Annotated in this window: 14 protein-coding genes and 1 pseudogene; 10 read left to right on the top strand and 5 right to left on the bottom strand. The window is 63.7% G+C overall.

Translation table 11 applies throughout. From position 1 onward, the window contains the following. Positions 1 to 186 precede the first annotated feature (186 nt). A complete protein-coding gene (locus HB777_01675) occupies positions 187 to 924 on the bottom strand; it encodes a tellurite resistance TerB family protein (protein QND62747.1) in 738 nt (245 codons plus the stop codon). Positions 925 to 1041: 117 nt separating this feature from the next. After that, on the bottom strand, positions 1042 to 1962 hold the full coding sequence (locus HB777_01670) for a rhodanese-related sulfurtransferase (GenBank protein ID QND62746.1): 921 nt from the start codon (positions 1960 to 1962) through the stop codon (positions 1042 to 1044). Between the two features lie 157 nt (positions 1963 to 2119). Here HB777_01670 and HB777_01665 point away from each other — a divergent pair, with 157 nt between their 5' ends. Further along, the gene (locus tag HB777_01665; GenBank protein QND62745.1) at positions 2120 to 2758 is read left to right on the top strand and encodes a 2-dehydro-3-deoxy-phosphogluconate aldolase; all 639 of its coding nucleotides are present in this window, start codon (positions 2120 to 2122) and stop codon (positions 2756 to 2758) included. An 86-nt stretch (positions 2759 to 2844) separates the two neighbouring features. Here the strand turns inward: HB777_01665 and HB777_01660 are convergent, their stop codons facing one another. The 3 genes from HB777_01660 to HB777_01650 form a co-directional block, all read right to left on the bottom strand. Next, positions 2845 to 3033, bottom strand: a complete 189-nt coding sequence (locus HB777_01660) for a hypothetical protein (GenBank protein ID QND68610.1) — start codon at positions 3031 to 3033, stop codon at positions 2845 to 2847. Positions 3034 to 3151: 118 nt separating this feature from the next. Continuing rightward, positions 3152 to 4996, bottom strand: a complete 1845-nt coding sequence (locus HB777_01655) for a DUF882 domain-containing protein (protein QND62744.1) — start codon at positions 4994 to 4996, stop codon at positions 3152 to 3154. Positions 4997 to 5580: 584 nt separating this feature from the next. Further along, a complete protein-coding gene (locus HB777_01650; protein ID QND62743.1) occupies positions 5581 to 7116 on the bottom strand; it encodes a sigma-54-dependent Fis family transcriptional regulator in 1536 nt (511 codons plus the stop codon). A gap of 175 nt (positions 7117 to 7291) precedes the next feature. Between HB777_01650 and HB777_01645 the strand changes: the two genes are divergently transcribed. The 9 genes and pseudogenes from HB777_01645 to HB777_01605 all read left to right on the top strand — a co-directional run bounded on the left by HB777_01645 (position 7292) and on the right by HB777_01605 (position 17591). Next, positions 7292 to 9124: a M3 family oligoendopeptidase gene (locus HB777_01645; GenBank protein QND68609.1), complete on the top strand. Its 1833-nt coding sequence runs from the start codon at positions 7292 to 7294 to the stop codon at positions 9122 to 9124. A 364-nt stretch (positions 9125 to 9488) separates the two neighbouring features. Continuing rightward, a complete protein-coding gene (locus HB777_01640) occupies positions 9489 to 10223 on the top strand; it encodes a proton-conducting membrane transporter (GenBank protein QND62742.1) in 735 nt (244 codons plus the stop codon). 218 nt (positions 10224 to 10441) lie between these two features. Continuing rightward, on the top strand, positions 10442 to 11587 hold the full coding sequence (locus tag HB777_01635) for an aminodeoxychorismate synthase component I (GenBank protein ID QND62741.1): 1146 nt from the start codon (positions 10442 to 10444) through the stop codon (positions 11585 to 11587). Further along, positions 11536 to 12198: a hypothetical protein gene (locus tag HB777_01630; GenBank protein ID QND62740.1), complete on the top strand. Its 663-nt coding sequence runs from the start codon at positions 11536 to 11538 to the stop codon at positions 12196 to 12198. The genes HB777_01635 and HB777_01630 overlap by 52 nt, the downstream gene beginning before the upstream one ends. 9 nt (positions 12199 to 12207) lie before the next feature. After that, positions 12208 to 12495: a YciI family protein gene (locus HB777_01625; GenBank protein QND62739.1), complete on the top strand. Its 288-nt coding sequence runs from the start codon at positions 12208 to 12210 to the stop codon at positions 12493 to 12495. Next, positions 12492 to 13425: pseudogene (locus HB777_01620) on the top strand (DUF3445 domain-containing protein). Before HB777_01625 ends, HB777_01620 begins: the two are co-directional and overlap by 4 nt. A 128-nt stretch (positions 13426 to 13553) precedes the next feature. After that, positions 13554 to 14999, top strand: coding sequence for a homospermidine synthase (locus tag HB777_01615; GenBank protein ID QND62738.1), 1446 nt, complete (start codon positions 13554 to 13556; stop codon positions 14997 to 14999). 85 nt (positions 15000 to 15084) lie between these two features. Beyond that, the gene (locus tag HB777_01610; protein ID QND62737.1) at positions 15085 to 15465 is read left to right on the top strand and encodes a hypothetical protein; all 381 of its coding nucleotides are present in this window, start codon (positions 15085 to 15087) and stop codon (positions 15463 to 15465) included. A gap of 188 nt (positions 15466 to 15653) precedes the next feature. After that, positions 15654 to 17591, top strand: a complete 1938-nt coding sequence (locus HB777_01605) for a LysM peptidoglycan-binding domain-containing protein (protein ID QND62736.1) — start codon at positions 15654 to 15656, stop codon at positions 17589 to 17591. Positions 17592 to 17696: the final 105 nt, after the last annotated feature.

Raw genomic sequence — 17696 nt, 5'->3', positions numbered from 1 at the left:
ATCGCAGCTGTGACAAGCCGGAGAGGTGCAAGAACACACTTGCCGACAAAAAGGGCGGTCATTGGCGACCGCCCTGATCTGAACCGGGCTTGGGAGGAGGAAAGCCGATCCGACTGTCTAGAATGATGCGCTTGCTGGGTTAACGAAAAGTTAACACCGGAAAAGGCGGCCCTGTGCCGTTTTGATCTACCAGCGCGGATTGGGTGAAGTCCCCGCCTTGGCTGGCACCTTGGCCGCCGAAACCGTCGCCTCGACATGGTCGACCAGCGCGTCCGGCAGGCCAAGCCGGCCGGCAAGCAGGTCCAAATAGCCACGCTCGGCGCGTGTGTCGGGATCGATGGTCAGGCGCGACGCTGTATAGAGTTCGAGCTTCTGCGCGTCGGTCTTGGCGCCGGCCACCAGCATGTCTAGGTCGAGCGGGCTTGCCAGCTCCGCCATCAGGAATTTTTCGGCATCGGAGCCTATGCCGGCGACACTGAGCTTGCCGGCGATCTTCTGGCGCTCGTCATCGTCGATATGGCCATCGGCCTTCGCCGCCGAAATCATCGCCCGCACCAGGGTCAGGGTGAATTCGTCCTCGCCCTGTGGCGCCTGCGACGGGTGGAAGGCGGTGTCCTTGGGCGGCGGCAGCAATTCCGGTTCGCCGGCCGCCGGCGCCTCCGCAGGTGCGTTGCCGGCCTTGTAGTTCTGGTAGGCCTTGTAGGCAAGGCCGCCGATCGCGGCCAGTCCACCAAGCTTCACCGCGGCGCCCGTCACCTCACGGCCGGCGCCGGTTCCGAGCAGCACGGCGGCCAAGGCGCCGGCGGCCAGCGGATTGTCCTTGGCCATCTGCACGGCCTGACCCGCCTTGTCGCGGACGGTGCCGCTGGTGCCGGGGATTTGCGAACCGAGCAGATCGTCGAGAAGCTTCTTGGGATCGAACATTCAGTGCCTCCAGCATTTGCCCGGCCGAACGGGCAGGTTTCGAACGTCGAAGACGTAGGTCCCGAAACTCGACATTGCAATGACAGGCAGCCGCTTTGCCGTGGCTCGATGCCCGGATCAAGATCCGATATGCCGGCCCCTGCCCCGTGCCGCGGCGAGTTCGACTTGCCGCTGGCGTTCGGCATAACGCTGACGGTCTTCGTCCGAACGCGCATCGAAGCAATGCGGGCACGAAACACCGGCGGTAAATTTCGGTGACGATCGCTCGCTTTCGGTCAGCGGATGGCGGCAGGCGCGGCACAGTTCCGCCTCGCCCTCGGCGAGGCCGTGCGATACCGAAACCCGCTCGTCGAAGACGAAGCACTCGCCTTGCCAGAGGCTCTGTTCGGCCGGAACCTCTTCCAAATATTTGAGGATGCCGCCCTTGAGGTGAAAGACATCCTCGAAGCCGAGCGACCTGACATAGGCGGTCGCCTTTTCGCAGCGGATACCGCCGGTGCAGAACATCGCGACCTTGCGGCCTTCGAACTCCGCCCGGTGCGCTTCCACCCAGGCCGGGAACTCACGAAAGCTTGCGGTGGCCGGATCGATCGCACCCTTGAAAGTGCCGATCGACACCTCGTAGGCATTGCGCGTGTCGATGATGACAGTATCGGGCTGCGAAATCAGCGCGTTCCAGTCGGCCGGCGCGACATAGGTGCCGGCGCTTTTCGATGGGTCGATGTCATCGACACCCATGGTGACGATCTCGCGCTTCAGCCGCACCTTCATGCGGTGGAACGGCATTTCCGCAGCAACGCTGTATTTGACCTCGAGGCCGGCGAGCCCTTCGATGGCTTCGAGATACAAGAGCAGTTCAGCAATCGCCGTTTCGCTGCCGGCAACGGTGCCGTTGATGCCTTCATGCGCCAGAAGCAGCGTGCCCTTGATGCCGCGCCCACAACAGAAGGTCGCAAGCGGCGCGCGCAGCTCTTCGAAGGCGTCGAGCCGAGCAAATCGGTAGAGCGCGGCAACGCGAAGGGGTAGAAGTGATGTCATTGCCGAAGCCACTAAACGCTCACGCAAGCCGATTCAAGGCAGAGCCGGAATCCCGGCAAGCATCGACCGTGCGTGACATCGCGACACGCTTCGTTTCATGGACAGAAAAACACCCGTCTGCTAATCGGTTGAATTGTCCCACGCCACGGAGAGACAGATGCCCAGCAAGACCGAAAAACTCCTGTCGCTCCTCAACGGCCAGCCGGTCATCCCGGTGCTGAAGATCTCTGATGTCGCCAATGCCGTGCCGCTGGCGCGCGCCCTCGCACGCGGCGGCCTGCCGGCAATCGAGATCACGCTGAGGACCGCCGACGCGCTGGAAGCGATCCGGCGGGTGGCTGGTGAAGTCGAGGAAGCCATCGTCGGTGCCGGCACCATTCTCGATAGCAGACAGTTCGAAGAGGCCGCCAGCGCCGGCTCTCGGTTCATCGTCAGCCCCGGCATCACCCGCGAGCTTCTGGCGGTAGCCGCCGACAGCGATGTTCCGTTGCTGCCTGGCGCCATCACGCCTGGCGAGATCATGGCGGCGCGGGAAGCCGGCTTGCGCTTTCTCAAATTCTTCCCGGCCGAGCAGTCGGGCGGCATCGCTTCGCTCAAGGCCTTCGCCTCGCCGCTCGCCGATGTGAAATTCTGCCCGACCGGCGGTATCTCGGCCAAGAACGCGGCCGACTATCTCAGCCTGCCCAACGTGGTCTGCGTCGGCGGCTCCTGGGTGGCGCCCGATGATTTGGTCAAGGCCGGCAAGTGGGACGAGATCGAAGCCTTGGCGCGCGCGGCGAGCAAGCTCGCAAAATAGGGCTTTCACCACGACATGAAAAACCCGGCCGACTTGCGTCGACCGGGTTTTGCCAGATGTTTTACCAGAGCTGCCCTGGGCTGGGATCAGTTGCAGACCCTGACCTCCCTGACCATCTTGTGATGGTGCTTCCAGGTCGTCACCAGCTTGGTCCTGCAGTGCTTCTTCATGTGCATATGGTCGTTGGTCTTGACGACAATGGTCTCGGCCTGCGTAGGGGCGATGGCCGCCGAAGCGGTTGCCAATGCGATGACCCATGCCAATAGAAAAGCCAGGCCGTTCCGCGATCACGGCAATGTCAGACCGGCGTGATTGGACCCGCGGCGAGCGGCGCGGCCGCGCAACAAAAAGCCGCGCAGGTTACCTGGCGCGGCTTTGTCGGTTGATTGGTCGTCACTTCGTCTGGAAGCGGGCGACCGACATGAACTTGACGGCGTTGCCGGTGAAGCGGTTGGCATCGGCCACCTGGTTGCTCGGCTGGAAGCCGGCGGTGTAGACCTCGCTCGGCGGCGTGTGCACGATGCTGTAGGCGTAGCCGGGCGCCGTCGTCGAGCTTGACACGGCGGCGACATGCTCGCCGCTGGTCAGCGCCCAGCGGGCGGCCTGCGGCGCGGCGGCAACCACCATGGCCTTGGGACCTGGCTTCAGGTCGCGGGCCGTGGCTCTCGATTCCTTACGGGTCGTCTTGACGCCGGCGCCGATCGCGGCGGCCGGATCGGAGCCGGCCGGGCGGGCAGCGACAGCCTCGCGCGGCGTTGCAGCATCAGTGCCCGACGGGTCGTTGAAGGCCGAACGCGGCTCGGACTCGGACAAGGAGGCAACCTGATACGCGTCGGCCGCGCCGACCTGGGCATTGGCCTCGTCGAGCACGGCCTTGACCGCATCCGGCCTGGTCATCTCGGGGCGCGCGGTCGGCAGCACCGAGAACGCATCGGTCGCGGTCTTGCCGTGATCAGCCGTCTCGGCCAGCGCCATCAGCACGTCCTTGCTGGGCGGCGGAGCCAGAGCGGCCGGCAGCGAAGTGTCGGGACGCCATGTCGGCAACGGTATGTTGTTGACCGCGACCTGGGCCGGATCAGCCGAAGCCGTTGCATCGGCAGCCGTTACATCGGCCATGCCGAAAGGAACGTTCGCCGGCGCGTGTGCGGTCGCCACGGCTTGCTCTGTGGTGGCTGTCGCATCGGCCATGGCAAAAGGCACGTTCTCAGGTGGCTGGGCGCCGACGTCGGCCTTCGGCCGCGGTGCGAAATCAGGCAGCGGAACGCTGCGTGCCGGCAGCGCCGCGATGATCGTCTCCGGCGTATCCTGTTCCGGCTCCGGAGCCTGCTCCTCGGTCACCTGCGGAATTTCGGCGCGCTGCGCATTCTCCGGCGCCACGATGGTGATGCCCGGGAGGTTGCTGGTCTTGGCTGCCGCGGCCGGCTTCAGGTTTCTGGCCTTGGGTGGGGGTGCAGCCGAAGCTGTCTCGACATCGGCGCTGTCGTCGGCCTCGTCGTCGCCGCCGCCAAAGAAAGCCGACAGGAACCCACCTGATTTCTTGCTGCTGCCGCCGGCGCTGGCCAACTCGATGGCCGGAGCACCTGAACCCTTGCGCGCCTTGTAGGAGGCGAGCGCCTGCTCAAAGCCGGGCAGCGGCCTGCCGTCGCTCGGCACATGCAGCGTCTTGCCATTGGGGAACAGGCTGACCAGTTCCTGGCGGCTGATGCCGGGCCAATGACGCACATTGCCGACATCCATATGGACGAACGGCGAACCGGATGACGGATAGTAACCGACGCCACCGCCCTGCATCTTGAGACCGATGTTGCGCAGCTTCTTCAGCGGCACGCCGGGAATATAAAAATCCATCGCCTTGCCGAGCATGTGCTGGCTCTTCTCGGCGACGCCCCTGCTGCGGCTGCGCAGCATCGAGTTCGTCGACGGCGAGCGATAGCCGCAGACGACCTGGATGTAGTCCGTGGCGCCGCTTTCCCGATACGCCTCCCAGACCAGATCCAGCAGACGCGGATCCATCTTGGTCGGCTCGTTGCGGCGCCAGTCGCGCAGAATGATGTTGATCTTCCTGAGACCCTCGGGAACGTAGCGGCCGTTGCGCTTGTAGACGATCTCGGCCTTCTCGTGGGTGTGGAGGTGATAGAGCTTCAGCGAACGTGTTTCCGCGCTGGCTCCGGTGGCGGCCGCGGCAACAAAACCAAAAGCGACAATCAACACCGCCAGCCATTTCGGCCAGACGCTCACGTGATCGTGCCGCCCGTTCGTGTGTCGTTCGATTCTGTTCAAATCAAAAGGCCCTGCAGGCTGCCGTTTGTCCCCGGATTTGTCCAAACGGATGTGTCATCCTCACATCCGAATATCGATCCTAATGGTTAATCATCGCTTATTGAAGCCGAAATGCGGTAACACCGTGGCGATATCCCGTCAAAAATCGTTCACAGGGTTTCGTGGTAAACCGCTGGTTTAGATCAGATTTCCGCCTTCGCCCCAAACACGATCTGTTACCGTTAGCCTTAATGCGTGAACAGAGCTGTCCATAGGCCTGCCACAATCCCCCGAAAGCCCGATACAGGGCCTGTTGTGGCATTGCAAGCTGGCGCCGGCCTTGTGGCCGAAAGCCTGATCCCGGACCGAAGGCAGCACGGTAGGAAACGGGAACGCGATTTTCGAAAGATCATGCGCTCTAAGGTGTGTTGAGATTCAGGTCAGGCCGAGTCGAGAACGGTGGGTTCCGAGAACCGGAGCGGAGCGTACATTTGGGTACGTGAGCACCGGAAGCGCAGGAAGCTGCCGTTCGCAGGCCGGCATCACCTGAATATCGGCACACCTTAGGAAGCGAGCCGGTCGACGCGCCCGGTTTCCGGGTCGATGCCGTATTCCTTGAGCTTGCGATAAAGCGTCGAGCGACCGATGCCGAGTCGGCGGGCGACTTCGCTCATCTGGCCGTTGTAGTGATCGATGGCGAGCTTGATCATTTCGAGTTCGACATCGGCCAGCGCGCGCACATTGCCGCGTTCGTCGAGCGCCCGCAACGTACCGAAGCGAGGCTGCAGCCTAGCCGGCGGATCGAGCGCGGTCGCCGGGCCACCCTCGCCGGGCAAGGCTTCCTCGCCGCGCTCCTCCAGAGGCAGGGACGGCGACGGCGCATCACCGTGCGCATCGAGATTGACGGTGCCTTCCACCTGCGCCCGGATCTGCGGAAAGTCCTCCGTGGTCAGCACATCGCCTTCGCAAAGCACCGAGGCCCGGAAGACGGCATTTTCGAGCTGCCGGATGTTTCCGGGCCAGTCATAGGCCTCCAGCACGGCAAGCGCTGCGGCCGAAATGCCCTGCAGGCGATGACGCGGATCGACCGGCGCCACCTTGTCCATGAAATGCGTGACCAGATAGGGGATGTCGTCGCGGCGGTCGCGCAGCGGCGGCACGAAGATCGGGTAGACGTTCAGCCGGTAGAACAGGTCCTCGCGGAACTTGCCGTCCTTGACCTGCTGCAGAAGGTTGCGGTGCGTCGCCGAAATCAGCCTGATGTCGACCCTGACGGTGGAGCGTCCGCCGACCGGATCGACTTCGCCGTCCTGCACGGCGCGCAACAGCTTGACCTGCACGTCGAGCGGCAAGTCGCCGATCTCGTCGAGAAACAGCGTGCCCGAATGCGCTTCGACGAACTTTCCGGTGTGCTTGTCGGTGGCGCCGGTGAACGAACCCTTCTCGTGGCCGAACAGGATCGATTCGACCAGATTGTCGGGAATGGCGCCGCAATTGACGGTGACGAAGGGTTTCGAGCGGCGGTCGCCGCTGCCCTGGATGGCGCGCGCCACCAGCTCCTTGCCGACGCCGGACTCGCCCTCGATCAGGATCGGGATGTTGGATGCCGCCGCCTTCTGGCCAAGGCGGATCACCTTGTCCATGGCTGGGCTGTGCGTGATCATGTCCTTGAAGGTCAGAAGGCCGCCCCGTCGGCGCGACGTGCGTTTGACCTCGCCCTCTACGGCCTCGACCTTGAGCGCATTGCCGATCGACGCTTGCAGCCTGTCGGGAGACGCCGGCTTGACGACGAAATCGAAGGCGCCGTGGCGCATCGCCGAAACCACGGTCTCGATGCCGCCCTGCGAAGTCTGCACGATGGCCGGGACATTTATGTCGCGCTCGCGCATCGCCTTCAGCACGCCGATGCCGTCGAGACCGGGCATGACCAGATCGAGGATGACCACCGAAACCTCGCGGGCGCTGGGCCCGTCGAGGATGTCGAGAGCAGCCGCACCGCCATCGACGACGATGGCCGTGTAGCCGAACCGCGTCACCGCCGCTTCGAGCAGCCGGCGCTGCACGGGATCGTCATCGACTATGAGTATGGAACCTGTCATGACTGGTGTGACTGCCCGCCCGAGGAATTCTGCCCTGTGGACCATCTTGGCACAGGGTTCTAAATAAGGTTTCAAAAAACCCGGTGAATGAATTCCTTAGGATTTGACCGGCTTCTCGTTTCCCCTTGAACCTTGGCCACGGAAGGTGTCGGCAATGCACATGGTTACTGGGCACATGGTTTCTGCTCGGCAGCTTGCGGCGCCAGCGTCCGGTCAGGGCGCGGCCGAGCTTGGCGACCTGCCGGAATGGAACCTTACCGATCTCTATGCCGGCATGGATGCGCCGGAACTGAAGCGCGACATTGCCAAGGCCGCCACTGACGCGATCAGCTTCGAAAGCCGCTGGAAAGGCACGCTGGCCGCCGAGGCCGCGCGCGGCAACGCCGGACGGCTGGGCGAGGCGCTTGTCGCCTACGAGGCGCTGGAGGAACTGATCGGCCGGATCGTGTCCTATGCGGGACTGGTCTATGCCGGCAACACCGCCGATCCGCAGCGTGCCAAGCTCTATGGCGACATCCAGGAGAAGATGACGGACGCCAGCGCGCACCTTCTGTTCTTCGCGCTCGAACTCAACCTGATCGACGATGCCGCCATCGAAGGCGCGCTCGCCGGCGATCCCGCGTTCGGCCACTACCGGCCGTGGGTGCTGGATCTGCGCAAGGACAAGCCTTATCAGCTCGAGGACCGTGTCGAGCAGCTCTTCCACGAAAAATCGATCACCGGGCGCGGCGCCTGGAACCGCCTGTTCGACGAGACGATGACCGACCTGCGCTTCGACATCGATGGCGAGGAACTGACGCTGGAGCCGGCGCTGAACCGCTTGCAAGACGCCGATAGCGAGGTGCGCCGCCGGGCGTCCGAGGCGCTGGCCACGACCTTCCGCAAAAATCTGCGCACCTTCACGCTGATCACCAACACGCTGGCCAAGGACAAGGAGATATCCGACCGTTGGCGCGGCTTCGAGGACATCGCCGATTCACGCCATCTCGCCAACCGCGTCGAGCGCAGTGTGGTGGATGCCCTGGCCTCCGCCGTGCGCGATGCCTATCCACGCCTGTCGCATCGCTACTACGCGATGAAGGCACGCTGGCTGGGTATGGACGTGATGAACCACTGGGACCGCAACGCGCCTTTGCCGGATACGCCCCAGGCGATCATCGGCTGGGACGAGGCAAGGAACACCGTGCTGTCCGCCTATCAGCGCTTTTCGCCCGACATGGCGGAGATCGCGCGAACATTCTTCGACCGCAACTGGATCGACGCGCCGGTGCGTCCTGGCAAGTCACCCGGCGCCTTCGCGCATCCGACCGTGCCGTCGGCGCATCCCTATGTCCTGCTCAACTACATGGGCAAGCCGCGCGATGTGATGACGCTGGCGCATGAGCTTGGCCATGGCGTGCATCAGGTGCTGGCCAGCGGCCAGGGTGCGCTGATGGCCTCGACGCCGCTGACGCTGGCCGAGACGGCCTCCGTCTTCGGCGAGATGCTGACCTTCCGCTCGCTGCTCGACCAGACCACCGACAAGCGCGAGCGCAAGGCCATGCTCGCCCAGAAGGTCGAAGACATGATCAACACGGTCGTGCGCCAGATCGCCTTCTATGAATTCGAGCGCAAGGTGCATGCCGAGCGCAAGAACGGCGAACTGACCTCCGACAGGCTCGGCCAGTTCTGGCTCGAAGTGCAGGCCGAAAGCCTGGGTCCCGCGATCAAGCTGCGCGAAGGCTACGAGGTGTTCTGGACCTACATTCCGCACTTCATCCATTCACCCTTCTACGTCTACGCCTATGCTTTCGGCGACTGCCTGGTGAACTCGCTCTACGCGGTCTACCAGAACGCCGAGCGCGGCTTCCAGGACAAGTATTTCGAAATGCTGCGCGCCGGCGGCACCAAGCATCATTCCGAGCTTCTGGCGCCCTTCGGCCTTGACGCCACCGATCCCGCCTTCTGGCAGATCGGGCTTGGCGTCATCAGCGGCCTGATCGATGAGCTGGAAGCGCTCGACGCTTGAACCGCAAGCGGCGCTCGCTCGCAGAACAGTTTAGCCGGAATGCATGTTGGGATGGCTCAATTATTGGCCTAAATATCTGTTCTTGAAGTACTCTCCACCGAAGTTTTCCGATAGCTTTCCACAAGCTCTATGATAGCCTTCGCTCCAAGCTCAGCCGGAGCGCATGCGGATCGGCGAGGAAAAATCTCAGCCGGCCGTGGCGCTCAGGCGAACGCGACAACGGCCGTTGGCCATGGGCGAGCAAAGCCCGATCGCCGACAGCTCGAACCGAGGCCGGCTGTTCTGCGAACCGCGGAACCACCATCGAGTAGTCCTTCGCCGAAGGTCATGACCCACGGCAGACGGATCTGACTGGAGAGAGACAATGGGCACTTTTTTCTACATGCTCCTGGCGTTCCTGGTAGGCGTGTTGGTGGGCTGGTTCCTCTGGGGACGCCTGCGCGGTGAGCTCGACAGCTTGCGCGGCGATCTCGACCGTACGCGCAGCGAGCGCGACAGGTTGCGCGGCGACAGCGACCGGCTGACCGGCGAACTCGATGCATGCGGCAAGACCCGCGCCGACCTCGAGCGCCGGTTGCGCGAGGCGCAGGCCGCACCTGCTGCCGGGAGCAGCGCGGCAAAGCCGGCAGGCCCGGCGTCTGCAGCCCTGATGTCGACTCCCGCGACGGCCAAATCTGCCGCCGCAAAACCCGCGCCGGCCAAACCGGCCGCTGCGAAGGCAGCCCCTGCCAAGCCGGCGGCGAAACCCGCCGCCGCCAAAGCCTCGGCTCCAGCCAAATCCGCGACGAGCAAGCCTGCAGTAGCCAAGAAAGCCGCACCGGCAGCGGCCAAGCCAGCATCCGGCAAGCCCGACAATCTGCGCCGGCTGATCGGCATTGGCCCGGTCAACGAGAAGCTGCTCAAGGCGCAAGGCGTCACCAGCTTCGCCCAGATCGCCGGCTGGACAGCCGCCGATATCAAGCGGATCGAGGACGTGATGAATTTCGACGGCCGCATCGCGCGCGAACGCTGGATCGAGCAGGCCAAGCTGCTCGCCGCCGGCAACGAGAAGGAATTCGCCAAGCAGTTTCCAACAGCGGGAACCGCCAGCAATACCTGATCGTCAGGCCAGAGCTGAAGACTGCAGCCGGCGGCGCCAATATGGCGCCGCCGTTTGCTTTTGGCCCCTGGGTTGGCTCAAAGGTTGGCCCAAAGGTCGGCCCAGAGGTCGGCCCAGAGGTCGGCTTTGAGTGGCAGCGTGCCGTTCCCTCGATTGCACGCGAGCGGCCCCCCATATAGAGCGGTCAATGGCTTCATTGACCGCAGCATCCGGTGCCCATGTCCCTGCCCGCCGCCATTTTCCGCAACGACGAAAGCGCGCGCCAGCTCGTTTTCAACCAGCCGGCCGAAATCATCGTAGCGCATGAGGCAAAGGATTTCCTGCCGGCGCTGGAGGCCGCGCAAGCCGCGCATGATGCCGGCAAATGGCTGGCTGGTTATTTCTCCTATGAGGCGGGTTATCTGCTCGAACCGAAGCTCGTCCCCTTGCTGCCCGACGGGCGCCGCGCTCCACTCGTCTGCCTTGGGGTATTCGATGCGCCGGTCGACGAGGCGGTGCCGCCCCGCACCACAGCGGCGACCAATGGTCCGATCTTCGACGCCCACGCGACCTGGTCGCCAAAGGACTATGAGAAGCGGTTCTTGCGACTGCACCAGCACATCAGGCAGGGCGATTGCTACCAGGGCAATTTGACCTTTCCGGTGCATGCGCAATGGTCCGGCGACCCGCTGGCCGCCTTCGATGCGCTGACCGAACGCCAGCCGGTAAAATATGGCGCACTGGTCGCGCTCGGCGAACCCATCGTGCTCTCGCGCTCGCCCGAACTGTTCTTCGAGATCGACGCCGAGGGCATGATCGAGACGCATCCGATGAAGGGTACCGCACCGCGCGGCGCCACCAAGGTCGAGGACGAACGGCAGAAGATCTTCCTGCGCAACGACGAGAAGAACCAGGCCGAAAACCGCATGATCGTCGATCTCCTGCGCAACGATATCTCGCTGATCAGCGAGGTCGGCACGCTGGACGTGCCGGCGCTGTTCCGCATCGAAACCTATCCGACGGTCCACCAGATGGTGAGCGACGTCAGGGCAAAACTGCTGCCGGGACTTTCGATCCGCCAGGTCTTCGCGGCGCTGTTTCCGTGCGGCTCGATCACCGGCGCGCCAAAGATCCGCGCCATGGAAATCCTGCGCGATCTGGAAGGCACGCCGCGCGACGCCTATTGCGGAGCCATCGGCTGGATCGCACCCGGCGGCACGATGCGCTTTTCCGTGGCGATCCGCACCATCTCGCTCTTTTCCGGAGGCGAGGCCGTCTACAATGTCGGCGGCGGCGTGGTCTTCGATTCGACAGCGCAGGAGGAGTATCAGGAGTGTCTGCTGAAAGCGCGCTTCGCGACGGGAACACCGCCGATTTCCAGCTGATCGAGACCATGCGCTGGGAGCCCGGCTCGGGCTTCCTGCGCTTCGATCGCCATCTCGCGCGCCTCTATGGCTCGGCGGCCGAGCTCGGCTTCCGCTATGATCCAGGCAAGGTCGGCGAGGCGCTGAGCAGCGCGGTCGGCGGGTCGGGCATTGCCATGCGCTCCCGCATCGTCCTGTCGCATGACGGCGAGGTGACGGCTTCGGCGCAGCCCTATGAGCCGCTCGCCGCCGACAAGGTCTGGCTGCTGCGGCTGGCAAGGACGAGGCTCGATTCGAGCAACACGCTGCTGCGCCACAAGACCAGCCGGCGACAGGTCTACACGCATGCCCGCGCCGAATATGTCATTACCCAGGCCGACGAGGTGATCCTGGCCAATGAGCGTGGCGAGATCTGCGAAGGCACGATCACCAATGTCTTCGCCGATCTTGGCGACGGCACGCTGGCAACGCCGCGGCTCGACTGCGGCCTGCTGCCTGGCGTATTGCGCGCCGAGCTCCTGGATGATGGCCGCGCCCGCGAAGCGATCTACAGCTTGGACGATTTGAAATCCGCCAGGACCCTGTTCGTCGGCAATTCGCTGCGCGGACTGATCCCGGCCAAACTTGCCTGAGAGAAACCAATGTTCGTCGTTTCGCTGAACTACAAGGTGCCGCTGACCGAGATCGACCAACTCCAGGCGGCGCATGTCGAGTGGCTGAAGGGCTGCTATGCGGAAGGCATCTTCGTCGTCTCCGGGCCGAAGAAACCGCGAACCGGCGGCATCATCATCGCGCGATGCCCGCGCGACGTGCTCGACGCCAGGCTGGCCGCCGACCCTTTCGCCAAGGCAGGCGCGGCCGACTATGATGTCACCGAATTCGTGGCGAGGATGACCGCCGCCGAACTCGACGATTTCAAGGAAGCATGAGCTTGGCCGAGGCGCTACCCACCCACACGCCCTATGACGGCTCTTCGAAACTCTTCAGCATCGGGCTGAAGCCGCTCGACCCGGCGGACTGGATCGAGGTCGACGACCATCTGCTGCCGTATCTCGCCGAGAAGCACCGGCTCTATGGCGAAATCCCCGAGCGGGTTTTCGTTGAGGAAGACGGCACGCGGGACGCCCAGCAGGAAGTGCTCGACTTGCTGGGTGCGCATCTGCTGGAGAGGTTCCCCGAAACCTATCGGCGTACCGGATCTGATGTCGAGGTAGCGGGCGCCGAGGGCCGTCTGCCTGCTTCCCTCGCCGATGCTCCATTGGCCAAGGCCTCACAGCTCATCCAGGAAGACCTGATCCTGATGCGCGGCAACGACAGCGGCTGGCGGCTGGTCGCCGGCTCGCTTCTGCTTTCCCTCGTCCTGGTCGCTCCTGGAAAAGTTTGGCAAGCCGCTGCAGGACATCCATGCGCCGGTGCCGGGTTTCGGTCCGGGCACACGTCCGGCCGAGCTGATCAACCGGATGTTCGATGGCCTCCAGGGGCAGGCCGTCGAGCGCTACAACTGGTCGATCCAGTCCGACAACGCGCTCTACCATCCGCTCTCCGACCTGCAGCGCATCGACCGCGCCACCAACCGGCCGTCGCGGTTTCCCGATGGCGACATCGACGCCCATGCCTTCATCCGCGTCGAGCGGCAAACCCTGCGGAAACTGCCTGTTGCACGCGATATCCTGTTCACCATCCGCATCCATCTCGACCCTCTCGCCGTGCTCGCCCGGCACCCGGATCGGGCAACGCTGGCGGTGTCTTTCGCCGCCCAGCTCGAAGCGCTCGATCTCGCCCAGCTCGACTACAAGGGCCTGACATCGGACCGTGACCGGCTGATGTCGGTCCTTAACCACATGGCCAATGACGGCTGACCGCTGGTTGGCGCTTTTCGCTGGTTTGTGACAATGATCTGTGATGTAGCGCATGGCCGCCGGGCAAAAATGCCCGGTTTTGCGCGTGTTTTCCCAGTTTCCTGGGTTTTGAAGGAGTGCTCGATAAAATGGCGAATGAAAACTGGCCCGTTTACGGTGAAATCACCGGCCCTGTCGTGATGATCGGCTTCGGCTCGATCGGCCGGGGAACGCTGCCGCTGATCGAACGCCATTTCAAGTTCGACACGTCGCGCATGACGGTCATCGACCCGCGCGACACCGACCGCAAGCTGCTCGACGAGCGCGGCATCGCCTTCGTCCAGGAAGCGGTGACCGAGAAGAACTACAAGAAGCTCTTGACGCCGCTCCTGACCAATGGCGGCGGCCAGGGCTTTTGCATCAACCTGTCGGTCGATACCGGCTCGGTGGACCTGATGCGGCTCTGCCGCAAGCTCGGCGTGCTCTACATCGACACCGTCGTCGAGCCATGGCTCGGCTTCTATTTCGACGCCAAGGCAGACAACGCCAGCCGCACCAACTACGCGCTGCGCGAGTCGCTGCTCAAGGAAAAGCACGACAAGCCCGGCGGTGCGACGGCGGTCTCCACCTGCGGCGCCAACCCCGGCATGGTCTCGTGGTTCGTCAAGCAGGCGCTGGTCAACCTCGCAACCGATCTTGGCCTCGAATTTTCAGAGCCGGCGCAGGACGACCGCGAGGGCTGGGCCAAGCTGATGAAAAAGGCCGGCGTCAAGGGCATCCACATCGCCGAGCGCGACACCCAGCGCGCCAAGAAGCCGAAGCCGATGGACGTGTTCTGGAACACCTGGTCGGTCGAGGGCTTCATCTCCGAGGGCCTGCAGCCCGCCGAGCTGGGCTGGGGCACGCATGAAACGTGGATGCCGAAGAACGCCAAGAAGCACAAGCATGGCTCGAAGGCCGCCATCTATCTGGAGCAGCCCGGCGCCAACACGCGCGTGCGCTCATGGTGCCCGACGCCCGGCGCGCAGTACGGTTTCCTGGTGACACACAACGAGGCGATCTCGATCGCCGATTTCTTCACCGTGCGCTCCAAGAAGGGCAAGGTCCACTACCGCCCGACCTGCCACTATGCCTACCACCCCTGCAATGACGCGGTGCTGTCGCTGGACGAGATGTTCGGCGCCGCCGGCAAGCCCCAGCCGGTGCACCACGTGCTCGACGAGAACGAGCTGGTCGACGGCGTCGACGAACTCGGCGTGCTGCTCTACGGCCATGACAAGAACGCCTACTGGTACGGCTCGCAGCTGTCGCTTGCCGAGGCGCGCAAACTGGCGCCCTACCAGAACGCCACCGGCATGCAGGTCACCTCGGCGGTGCTCTCAGGCATGGTCTGGGCGCTGGAGAATCCCGAGGCCGGCATCGTCGAGGCCGACGAGATGGACTACAAGCGCTGCCTGGAAGTGCAGTCCCAGTATCTCGGACCGGTCAAGGGCTACTACACTGACTGGACGCCGCTCGATAACCGCCCCGGCCTGTTCCCGGAAGACCTCGACCGCAACGACCCGTGGCAGTTCCGCAACATCCTCGTGCGATAGCGGCCTGCCCGGCATACGCCATTGCCTTGCAATCGCCCGGAAATCGGGCGATTGAAGGGATGCGGACTGAGGAGAGGATTTTCATATGAACAACATTGCGCGCAAAGTTCTTTCGATGAGCGTAGCGGCGGCAGCCCTGGCCGGGCTTGCTGCTTGTACGACCAGTGGCCCCAATGAGCCGCCGATGGCAGCGGCGCCGAAAGGCGTCGAGGGCTCCTGGATCGACGCCAAGGGCACCGGCCTGTCGACCTTCGCCGGCGGCACCTTCACGACCGTCGCCACCGACACCGGCCAGAAGCTTGCCGATGGCAGCTACACGATGACCGGCGCCACGTCGGTGCAGATCAATGGCACGTCGCTGATCCGCCAGACCGCGGTCAGCTTCAACTGCCTGATGGTCTCGACAAGCCAGCTCAACTGCACCAGCTCCAGCGGCCAGAATTTCGTGCTGACACGGCGCGCCTGAACCAGCGAGCATTCGCTTGCCCAAGGACGGCGGCCGATTGGCCGCCGTCCTTTTTTGTGCCGGCAAAGGTTCCCGGATTTCCGCTTGCGTCATCCGGAACGCGATGGGAACATGGCCAAAGCGCCGACTGTTATGTTCCAGTCAAGCAAGAGCGTTAAAGGCCTCTGATCAGCTTTCCGGAGACGAAGATGAAGAAGCTTGCTGCCATTGCCGCCCTGTCCGCCTCAGCACTCGGCCTGTCGGCCGGCGCATCCTTTGCCGACTACACGCTGAACATCCTGCATATCAACGACTGGCACAGCCGCATCGAAGGCAACAACAAATATGAATCGACTTGCTCGGCCGAGGAGGAGACCAAGGGCGAGTGCATCGGCGGCGCGGGCCGGCTGATCACCGCGATCGCCCAGGAACGCAAGAAGCTGGAAGGCCAGAACGTGCTGCTGCTCAGCGCCGGCGACAATTTCCAGGGATCGCTGTTCTACACGACCTACAAGGGCAAGGTCGAAGGCGAATTCCTCAACGAGATGAAGTTCGACGCCATGGCGCTCGGCAACCATGAATTCGATGACGGCGAAGTGGCTTTGGCGCCGTTCCTCGACATGATCAAATTCCCCGTGCTGGGCGCCAATGTGAAGGCCAATGCGCAATCCAAGCTCGGCGACCGCGTCAAGCCGTCGATCGTTGTCGAGGTCGGCGGCCAAAAGATCGGCATCATCGGCGCGGTCACCAACGACACGCCGGAACTCGCCTCCCCCGGCCCCAACGTCACTATCGAGGACGACGTCAAGTCGATCACCGCCGAGGTCGAGAAGCTGAAGGGCGAAGGCGTCAACAAGATCATCGCCGTGACCCATATCGGCTACAAGCGCGAGCGCGATGTCATTGCCAAGATCCCGGGCATCGACGTCGTCGTCGGCGGCCACAGCCATTCGCTGCTGTCGAACACCGATCCCAAGGCGGAAGGCCCCTACCCGACGATGGTCGACAACCCGGACGGCTACAAGGTGCCGGTCGTGCAGGCGGCGTCCTATTCGAAATATCTCGGCGAGTTCAAGGTGGTGTTCGACGACAATGGCGTCGTCAAATCGGCCGGCGGCGACCCGATCTATCTCGACAAATCGATCACCCCCGACCCGGCCGTGCTCGCCCGCATCAAGGAGCTTGGCGCGCCGATCGAGGCGCTGAAAAACAAGGAAGTGGCGGAAACCACCGACGTGATCGACGGCAGCCGCGAGAGCTGCCGCACCCGCGAATGCGCGATGGGCAACCTCGTCTCCGACGCCATCCTCGACCGCGTCAAGGGACAGGGCGTCGAGATCGTCATCTCCAATGGCGGCGGCCTGCGCGCCTCGATCGACAAGGGCACCGTCACCATGGGCGAGGTGCTGACCGTGCTGCCGTTCCAGAACACGCTGGCAACCTTCCAGATTTCGGGCAAGGATTTGGTGGCCGGCCTCGAGAACGGCCTCAGCCAGATAGAGGACGGCGCCGGACGCTTCCCGCAGGTCGCCGGCCTGAAATATTCCTTCGACAAATCCGGCGCGCCCAATGCCGGCCGCGTCAAGTCGGTGGAGGTCATGGAAGGCGGCGCCTGGACGCCGATCAACCCGGACAAGGACTATCTGGTCGCCACCAACAATTATGTCCGCCAGGGCGGCGACGGCTACAAGATCTTCGCCGACAAGGCCAAGAACGCCTACGACTACGGTCCAGGTCTCGAACAGGTGGTTGCCGACTATCTCGGCGCCCACCGGCCCTACACGCCGAAGCTCGACGGCCGCATCACTGAAATCGCCGCGACTGTCGCAGCGGCTCCTGCCGCCGAGCCGGCCAAACCGGCCGAGACAGCGCCGGCAACCCCGGCGCCCGCCCCGGCTGAACCCGCAAAACCAGCCGAAGCAGCACCAGCTCCTGCACCGGCGGCTCCCGCCGCCGAGCCGGCAAAGCCCGCCGAGACCGCACCGGCCGAAGCCAGCCATGTCATCGTTGCCGGCGACACCTATTGGGATCTGGCAAAGAAAGCTTATGGCGACGCGACGAAGTGGAAACTGATCTATGAGGCCAACAAGGGCCAAAGGCCCCACCAGCTTAAGCTGGGCGCCACGCTGACCATCCCGGCGAAGTAAGGTCGCTTCACCTTTTCAAGAATGACACCCGCCTGGGAAACCGGGCGGGTTTCCTGTTTTCGAGCTAAGGTGCGGCCAGACGCTGCATTGAAAGCGCGCACAAGA

Origin of the sequence: Mesorhizobium loti (genome assembly GCA_014189435.1) — a bacterium.
Taxonomy (GTDB): Bacteria; Pseudomonadota; Alphaproteobacteria; order Rhizobiales; family Rhizobiaceae; genus Mesorhizobium; species Mesorhizobium loti_G.
The sequence above is the reverse complement of the archived record's forward strand: the minus strand, read 5'-3'. Positions and strand labels throughout refer to the sequence as shown.

What these genes read in the sequence shown, in the direction of transcription:
- HB777_01675 (QND62747.1), bottom strand. Translation starts at nt 924, where the DNA reads ATGTTCGATCCCAAGAAGCTTCTCGACGATCTGCTCGGTTCGCAAATC.
- HB777_01670 (QND62746.1), bottom strand. Translation starts at nt 1,962, where the DNA reads ATGACATCACTTCTACCCCTTCGCGTTGCCGCGCTCTACCGATTTGCT.
- HB777_01665 (QND62745.1), top strand. Translation starts at nt 2,120, where the DNA reads ATGCCCAGCAAGACCGAAAAACTCCTGTCGCTCCTCAACGGCCAGCCG.
- HB777_01650 (QND62743.1), bottom strand. Translation starts at nt 7,116, where the DNA reads ATGACAGGTTCCATACTCATAGTCGATGACGATCCCGTGCAGCGCCGG.
- HB777_01645 (QND68609.1), top strand. Translation starts at nt 7,292, where the DNA reads ATGGTTTCTGCTCGGCAGCTTGCGGCGCCAGCGTCCGGTCAGGGCGCG.
- HB777_01640 (QND62742.1), top strand. Translation starts at nt 9,489, where the DNA reads ATGGGCACTTTTTTCTACATGCTCCTGGCGTTCCTGGTAGGCGTGTTG.
- HB777_01635 (QND62741.1), top strand. Translation starts at nt 10,442, where the DNA reads ATGTCCCTGCCCGCCGCCATTTTCCGCAACGACGAAAGCGCGCGCCAG.
- HB777_01625 (QND62739.1), top strand. Translation starts at nt 12,208, where the DNA reads ATGTTCGTCGTTTCGCTGAACTACAAGGTGCCGCTGACCGAGATCGAC.
- HB777_01615 (QND62738.1), top strand. Translation starts at nt 13,554, where the DNA reads ATGGCGAATGAAAACTGGCCCGTTTACGGTGAAATCACCGGCCCTGTC.
- HB777_01610 (QND62737.1), top strand. Translation starts at nt 15,085, where the DNA reads ATGAACAACATTGCGCGCAAAGTTCTTTCGATGAGCGTAGCGGCGGCA.
- HB777_01605 (QND62736.1), top strand. Translation starts at nt 15,654, where the DNA reads ATGAAGAAGCTTGCTGCCATTGCCGCCCTGTCCGCCTCAGCACTCGGC.